Here is a 6,004-nt window from a genome sequence, read left to right as displayed (position 1 = left end):
GGGCGAAGCAAGGAGCGCAGCGACGCGGCGCAGACCCCAGGATCCATGCCGCGACTTCAAAGCGCTGCTGCGGTGCAGAATTCTGCTCCGCTGCATTCCTCGACCAAGATCACGGCATGGATCCTCGGGTCTCCGCGACGTCGCTTCGCTCCTGCTCCGCCCGTGGATGACGAAGTTGGGAAGGCTCCGGTCAATCCCGAATGTCTACGATCATCCATCGAAACGAACGACGAAATCCGAGCTGCCAGCAGGCCTTCCAACGTGACAACCCCTGTGCACCTGTCAGGCGTCATTCTGGCCGCCACCCCACATGGCATCGATCTCATTCTTGCTCACGACCCGGCCAGCCTTGCCCGCTTTGGACCTCAAATCATCGGCGATTGCAGCCAGCCGTTCCGCCAAAGGCATACGGGCGTTTTCCCGCTTCAGTTCACTTTCAAGCGCTTCGATAACCGCTCTGGTCATGGAAACCTTGCGCTTGGCGGCAAGCTGGCGAGCCAGTTCGCGGGCAAGCGGATTCCTGATTCGAAGGTTCATGTGACCGACCTTGGCGACATTTGCCCCACAATCTATCATTTGTCGTAGCAGCGCCAGCGTGGTCCTTTCAGGCCCCGTACAGCATCTCGTCCTGAAGCTGGCGCAAGGCGAACAGCCTTGTCGTCTGGTCGGGCGCCGCATTGTCCGACGTCAGCAACTCACCCTTCCTGACCGGTTTCAGCACCTTGCCGCCCTCGAGCAGGCCGACCGGCACGGCACGCTGGGCACGGGCTTCGCCGACGGTCATGGTCCAGGAGCGGTAACAGGTCTCGCCGATCGCATCGAAGGTCTCGCCGGCGGCAAGGTCGCGCTTGGCGACGGCGCAGACTTCGGCAACGGGCCGCGGCAGCGGCACCATGTCGGGCTTGCCGAAAAGCATGATGCGGGCGGCGGTCAGCGGCACCTCCAGCGAGGTCAGATGATAGGGCCTAAACAGGCTGTAGTAGGGGCCGTGGCCGATATGCAGATCGTCCATGCGCTCGATGATGCGCGGATGCGTCGCCTCGACGATGACGAACACGCCAGGCGCGACGCCCTTGCCGACCGTGTAGTCGACGACGCCTTTCCTGAGCAACAGACCGCCATCCTCGCGCGGGATCAGCACCTTGGCGAGGTCATCGCGGTCGGCCTTGGGGCCGTGCATACCGGGCACGTCGGGCACCAGCCCGGTGGCGTTGGCGATGGCACACATCTCGACCATGGTCTTGGAACCGTCGACGAACTCGACCAGCATGCGCGGGTTCATGTTGCGGCGGATCGCTTCCGCGCGATAGTCGTCCGGCACGGCGTCGTGGTTGAGCGGGTTGTTCTTGCCCTTGCCGGCCGAGACGATGGTCAGCCCGAGCGCCGACGCGAATTCGATCAGTTCCATGCAGCTTGACGGCTCGTCGCCGGCACCCACCGAATAGACGACGCCAAGCCGGTCGGCCTGCTGTTTCAGGTAGCAGCCGATGGTGACGTCGGCCTCGACGTTCATCATCACCAGATGCTTGCCGTACTCCATCGCCATGAGGTCGAAGTCGGCGGCGACACCCGGCTTGCCGGTGGCGTCGATGACGACGTCGATCAACGGATTGGTGACCAGCATTTCGTTCGAAGTGATGGCGATCTTGCCGTTCTCGATGGCGCCGGTGACTTTCGACGCGGTGTCGGCTTCGACCGCCATGGCTTCATCGCCATAGGCGATACGGATGGCATCGCGCGCGGTGTGCGGGCGGCGCGTCGAGACGGCGCAGATCGAAATGCCTGGCATCAGCATGCCTTGGGTGACCAGATCGGTGCCCATTTCGCCCGAGCCGATGACGCCAATGCGCACCGGGCTGCCCTCGGCGGCACGCCTGGCGAGATCGCGGGCAAGGCCGGTCAGGGCGACGTTGGTCATGCAGGAATGTCCACAGCTTCGTGATTTGAGGTCGGATAGCAGGGAACGGGTTCTATTTGCCAACGAAACCCGGTCGCGACCGGCAATTTCCCGCGAAATCGTCTCGGAAGGGACGACCGCCGAGGCTCGATTGGCCGAAGCGCAACCAATTGACAATGCAGCGGACAACCCCAATAAAACATTCGTTTGTCAACAAAGGCAAATGTTCACCGACGCGACAGTCGGGAAGCATTCGGCTCTGGGGCAAATCGGGGAGTGTCTTTGCGCCACGGCGTCAAAGGCTGGATGGAGCATCATTGCGAGGCGTCGAGCGAAGGCTCGCGGCTCCAGGGGAGGAAAAATGGATACTGTTCTCGCGGGCCTCAAAGGGGCCATCGATACGCTTGGCCCGACGATCCTGCTGCCAATTGTCATTTTCATCATCGCCGTGGTTCTGGGCGCCAAGGTCAGCAAGGCTTTTCGCGCCGCCGTCACCATCGGCGTCGCCTTCATCGGCATCAATCTGGTGCTTGGCCTCATGTTCACGTCGATTGGCGACGTTGCCAAGGCCATCGTCACCAACACCGGCATTCATCGCGACATCATCGATGTCGGCTGGCCCTCCGCGGCCGCGATCGCCTTCGGCTCGTCGGTCGGCCTTTGGGTCATTCCGGTCGGCATCCTCGTCAACATCGTGCTGTTGCTGACACGCATGACGCGCACGCTCAATGTCGATGTCTGGAATTTCTGGCACTTCGCCTTTGTCGGCTCGCTGGTCGTCGCCGCAACCGATAATCTGGCCTATGGCATCGCGGTCGCAGCACTTGTCGCAGCACTCTCGCTGCTGTTCGCCGACTGGTCGGCGCGCGCGGTACAGCAGTTCTACGGCGTGCCCGGCATTTCCGTGCCGCACCTCGCCTCGGCACAGATCCTGCCGATCGCCATTGTGCTCAACTGGATCATGGACCGCATTCCCGGGATCAACCGCATCAACATCAACACGGACACCATCGAGCGCAGGTTCGGCGTGTTCGGCGAACCTGTCGTGATGGGCCTCATCATCGGCCTCGTGCTTGGTGCGATCGCCTTCTACAATGCGGGTGATCTCAGCGTGGTGCTGGCAAAGGTTCTGGGCACCGGCATGACGCTGGCCGCGGTGATGCTGCTGCTGCCGCGCATGGTCAAGATCCTGATGGAGGGGCTGATCCCCGTCTCCGACGCCGCACAGGCGTTCGTGCGCAAGCGCACCGGTGACCGAGAGCTTCTCGTTGGTCTCGATTCGGCGATCCTGATCGGCCATCCGGCCGCGATCTCGTCGTCGCTGATCCTGGTGCCGATCGCGATCATCCTGTCCATCATCCTGCCGGGCAACCGCGTGATCCTGTTCGCCGATCTTGCGGTCATCCCCTTCATCGTCGCCATGACCGCGCCGCTGGTCAAAGGCAACGTGTTCCGCATGGTGGTGATCGGCACGGTGACGCTGGCCATCGGCTTCTACGTCGCCAACGCGCTGGCGCCGCTGTTCACCAGCGCAGCAGTCTCGTCGGGCTTCAAGCTGCCGGCGGACGCGCTGCAGATCACCTCGGTGGTCGACGGCTTCCTGTGGGTGCCTTACGTGGTCATCGAGGCTATCCAGGGGATGGGGCTTGTCGGCATCATCGTGATCGCGGTGGTCATCGCGGCATTGTTTGTCCTCTACCGCCGCAATCCGCTCGGCTGGGAGCGGGCCGCGGGCGCCGAGGACGAGCCGGCCGAAGAGACGGCCTGAACCTGATAGCGTCCACCCTTAAACCGATCGTGCGCCCTTCCCGGGGCGCACGATTTCATCGACGGAGCAAAGAATGTCCGACGGACTCATGCAGCTTCTGGACCCCGACGCGATCGTGCTCGGATCCGATGCCTCGACCAATGAGGAGATCATCCGCATCCTGGCGGGCCGGCTGGAGAGACTTGGCTATGTCAAAAGCAGCTATGCCGACGCGGTCGTGCGCCGCGAATTGGCCATCCCGACCGGACTGCCGCTGGAACGCTCCGACAATGTCGCGGTGCCGCACACCGATCCGGAGCATGTGCTGAAGCCTGGCATCGCGATGGGCACATTGAAGCAACCAGTGACCTTCGCCAACATGGAGGATCCCGACGAGATGCTGCCGGTCGGCTTCGTCTTCCTGCTTGCCATCAACGACAAGGACAAGCAGATTGAGGCGCTGCAGGCCGTCATGGCCACCATCCAGAACCCGCAAGCCTTGGATGATTTGAGGTCGGCCAGAACCCTCGAAGACGTGCGAGCCGTACTCGGCTGAAACAAGGAGAAGCAGAGATGTCGAGACAGAAAACCATTCTCTTTGCCTGCGGCACGGGCATCGCCACCTCGACCGCGGTCAATGTCGCCGTCACCGAGGAAATGAAGAAACGCGGCCTCACCTTCAATGCCCAGCAGGCGAAGGCCACCGAAGTGCCCGGACTGGCCGACAATGTCGACTTCATCGTCGCAACCACCCCGATCTCCGCTTCGGTCACCAAGCCGGTGATCAAGGGCCTCGCCTTCCTCACCGGCATCGGCAAGGACAAGGTGCTCGACGAGATCGAGGCGCAATTGCGCAAATGACGGCACCGACGCTACGCGCAGGCTGACGCGGCTTCACACCACCCTGACGTAGCTCGTCATTCCCGATTTCTGGTGCTCGATGATGTGGCAGTGCAGCAGCCAATCGCCGGGATTGTCGGCGACGAAGCCGAGCTGAACCTTCTCGTTGGGCTGGATGAGATAGGTGTCGGAAATCACAGGCTGAACCCGGCGCGTCGAGGATGACAGCACTTTGAAGCTCATACCGTGCAGATGCATCGGATGGGATTGCGGCGTCAGGTTCTCCATGTCGATGACGTAGCTTTGGCCAAGCTTCAATTCGGCCAGTGGCGCGGTCGGGTCCTTGGTGTCGCCTGGCCACGGGACTTTGTTGATGGCCCAGAAACTGTAGCCAAGCGAACCGCAGATGCCATCGCTCGGGACGTTCTCCGCCGTGGCGCTTAGTGCCAGGGAAATATGCCTGGCACTGGCGAGATCCACTTCCGCCACCGGATTGAGCTCCAGCGGAGCAACATCGCGAATGTCCCGTTTGAGGGATTTTCCTGTCGCGCGCAGGGTTGCCAGGATTTTTGGCTTGGTGCCCCTGACGTCCCTCAAGCTGACCATCGCGCCTTCATTGTCGGGCATGCGTATGGCCAGCTCCATGCGCTGGCCGGGTCCAAGCAGCAAGGCGTCGGGCGAAAAACGCTCAGGCACCGGATTGCCGTCGAGCGCCATGATACTCGCCTCCGCACCGTCGACGCGAAAAGCGTAGATACGCGTCACGTCGGTGATGGCGACGCGCAGCCGCGCAAGTCCGCCGGCCGGCGCATCATATTGCGGCTGATCGAGCCAATTGGCGGTGCGTACCGTGCCGTAAGTGCCGGTTCTCGCGGCATCGCGCGGCCGGAACTGGTCGATGAACTGGCCGTCGTCACCGAGGCGCCAGTCGCGCAAATTGAGGACGATTTCGGCATCGAATTTCGGATCGTTGGGATTCTCGACCACGATCACGCCAGTCAGGCCATGGCCCATCTGCTCCAGCGTGTTGCAATGCGGGTGGTACCAGAAGGTGCCGGCATCGGGCGGCGTGAAGGCGTAGTCGAAATGATCGCCGGTGTAGACGTAGGGCTGTACCAGAAACGGCACGCCGTCCATCTTGTTGGGAACGCGAATACCGTGCCAGTGGATCGTCGTCGGATCGTCGATCGCGTTGACAAGGCGTGCTGCGAAGGGCTCGCCCTTTTTCATCCTGAGCACGGGCGGCATTCCGGCGTTGCCATAGGTCAGCACATCCCTGGTCTGGCCGACATCCATCAGCTTCGCCTGGATCTTTGCCGTCTGCAAAACCACCGGCTCAGGCGTCGCGGCGGCCCAGCCACCAAGCCGGCCCATCGCCGAAAGCCCGATCCCGCCCGCGCCGGCAACCGCAGCCGTCTTCAAAAGCCTGCGGCGTGTGAGTAAGGTCATTCGGCGCTCCAACTGTAAAGACGGCTGCCCGCGCAGGTGTAACCGCCGCGCCACGGATCACAAGCCGGCAA

The 6,004-nt window shown here is 62.4% G+C and carries 6 protein-coding genes; 3 read left to right on the top strand and 3 right to left on the bottom strand.

Annotated elements, in window-relative coordinates:
- Positions 1–282: 282 nt before the first annotated feature.
- On the bottom strand, positions 283–537 hold the full coding sequence (locus EOB49_RS17415; RefSeq protein ID WP_127321718.1) for a type II toxin-antitoxin system VapB family antitoxin: 255 nt from the start codon (positions 535–537) through the stop codon (positions 283–285).
- Between the two features lie 67 nt (positions 538–604).
- Positions 605–1,918 (bottom strand): NAD(P)H-dependent oxidoreductase, encoded by a 1,314-nt coding sequence (locus EOB49_RS17410; protein WP_127381698.1) that lies wholly within the window; start codon positions 1,916–1,918, stop codon positions 605–607.
- Positions 1,919–2,258: 340 nt separating this feature from the next.
- Here EOB49_RS17410 and EOB49_RS17405 point away from each other — a divergent pair, with 340 nt between their 5' ends.
- The 3 genes from EOB49_RS17405 (at position 2,259) to EOB49_RS17395 (ending at position 4,505) form a co-directional block, all read left to right on the top strand.
- Positions 2,259–3,665 carry a PTS transporter subunit IIC gene (locus tag EOB49_RS17405; RefSeq protein ID WP_027035737.1) on the top strand — a complete coding sequence of 469 codons (1,407 nt, stop codon included), beginning with the start codon at positions 2,259–2,261 and terminating at the stop codon, positions 3,663–3,665.
- A gap of 73 nt (positions 3,666–3,738) precedes the next feature.
- Complete coding sequence (locus tag EOB49_RS17400; RefSeq protein ID WP_127381697.1) at positions 3,739–4,200, top strand: PTS sugar transporter subunit IIA; 462 nt, start codon at positions 3,739–3,741, stop codon at positions 4,198–4,200.
- A 17-nt stretch (positions 4,201–4,217) separates the two neighbouring features.
- The gene (locus EOB49_RS17395) at positions 4,218–4,505 is read left to right on the top strand and encodes a PTS sugar transporter subunit IIB (RefSeq protein ID WP_023809203.1); all 288 of its coding nucleotides are present in this window, start codon (positions 4,218–4,220) and stop codon (positions 4,503–4,505) included.
- A gap of 33 nt (positions 4,506–4,538) precedes the next feature.
- Here the strand turns inward: EOB49_RS17395 and EOB49_RS17390 are convergent, their stop codons facing one another.
- Positions 4,539–5,933, bottom strand: a complete 1,395-nt coding sequence (locus tag EOB49_RS17390) for a multicopper oxidase family protein (RefSeq protein ID WP_127381696.1) — start codon at positions 5,931–5,933, stop codon at positions 4,539–4,541.
- Between the last annotated feature and the right edge of the window lie 71 nt (positions 5,934–6,004).

This window comes from Mesorhizobium sp. M7A.F.Ca.MR.148.00.0.0 (assembly GCF_003997735.1).
GTDB lineage: Bacteria > Pseudomonadota > Alphaproteobacteria > Rhizobiales > Rhizobiaceae > Mesorhizobium.
This window is presented reverse-complemented; position numbering and strand designations above follow the sequence as displayed.